This is a genomic window from Methylobacterium sp. GXS13 (genome assembly GCF_001455965.1).
Classification (GTDB): domain Bacteria; phylum Pseudomonadota; class Alphaproteobacteria; order Rhizobiales; family Beijerinckiaceae; genus Methylobacterium.
Genome location: NZ_LKKO01000107.1, coordinates 1 through 1,463 on the forward strand (window position 1 = coordinate 1; position 1,463 = coordinate 1,463).

Below are 1,463 nucleotides of genomic sequence, written 5' to 3' on the forward strand. Positions count from 1 at the left end.
CCCGCCGAGCACGAGGCCGACGCCGGCGAGATGGGCCATCAGCGCCGGATCGACCGCCCGCCCCCAATCGCCCAGCGGCGCCGCCCGCCAGGCGGCGCGGAGCGCCAGCAGGGCCACGACCGGGATCGCCAGGAACCACCAGGGGCGCAGGACCGCGAAGGCATCGAGGGCGCTCATGCGGGCTGGCTCGCGATGGGCGGTGTCTCGCCCCGCCCGAAATTCGCGCGCGCCCTCCCTCCCCCCTCTGCGGGGGAGGGTGGCCCCTGCGTCAGCAGGGGTCGGGAGAGGGGAGCGACGCGTCCGGAGAAGGCGTGCCGGGCGACGATACCCGCATCGTCGCGCTGCCCCTCTCCCTCCCTGCTGCGCAGGGTACCCTCCCCCGCAGAGGGGGGAGGGAGTGGCGCATATGACGACAATGCGAGCATCACACCCCCCTCCGGGTCGCCAGCAACACCGCGGCGGCGGCGAGCGCCAGGGCTGCCGGCCAGGGCCAGAGATCCCGGCGCAGCGGCAGCGGTGGGGCCAGCGCGCGGCCGCCTTCCAGCCGGTCGATGGCGTCGGCGACCCGGACGAGGTCCTCGGTGGTGCGGACGCGGAACGCCTCGCCGCCGCTGGCCTGGGCCATGTCGCGCAGGGTCTCGGTGTCGACCACGTCCTGCTCGCCGTCGGCATCGGCCATGTCGCGGGGGCCGAGCGCGATGGTGTAGATCTTGATGCCCAGCTCCTTGGCCAGGGCGGCCACGTCCTTGGGGGCGGTCTGGCCGGCATTGTTGGCGCCGTCCGAGAGCAGGATCACGGCCTTGGCCGGTGGTGTTGCCGCGCCGTCGGCGCTCGTCCCGGGGTCTTTCGGGTCGAGCCGGCGCAGGGCGAGGCCGAGCCCGTCGCCGATGCCGGTGGAGCGGCCGCTGATGCCGATGGTCGCCTCGTCGAGCGCGCGGGCGACCGCGGCGGTGTCGAAGCTCGGGGCGGCGGCCACGTAGGCCTGGTCGGCGAAGATCACGAGCCCGATCCGGTCCCCGGCCCGGCGCCGGATGAAGTCGGTGCCGACGCGCTTGACCGCGGTGAGCCGGTTCACGGTCTCGCCGTCCAGGGCGAAATCGCGCCGCTCCATCGAGCCGGACAGGTCCATGGCGATCATGATCTCCCGGCCCGAGGCGGGGAGCGCGGCCGCCGGCATCACCAGGCGGGGGCCGGACAGGGCGACGACCAGGGCCACCCAGAGGGTCCAGACCAGGGCGGCGCGGCGGCGGCCCCGGGCGGCGAGGTCGGCGCCGGAGCGCGCCGTGCCGACCAGGGTGCCGGGCACCAGCAGGGCGCCGCTGCCCCCCTCCGGCTCGGCCGGGAGCAGACGCGCGGCCAGCAGCGGCAGCGGCAGGGCGAGCAGGATCCAGGGCGCCGCGAAATCGAAGGCCGAGGCGAGGGAAGAGAGCTGCGCCGTGAGCCAGGCGGGGAGGAGGCCGCTC

General features: G+C 75.9%; 1 protein-coding gene and 1 pseudogene. Both read right to left on the reverse strand.

Translation table 11 applies throughout. The annotated features are described in order from the left end of the window. A pseudogene (locus AO398_RS29860) lies at nt 1-177 on the reverse strand (VWA domain-containing protein); the annotation flags it as partial. A gap of 247 nt (nt 178-424) precedes the next feature. Further along, nucleotides 425-1,463: VWA domain-containing protein (locus tag AO398_RS27110; protein WP_058195400.1), on the reverse strand; the 1,039-nt coding region annotated here is incomplete at its 5' end.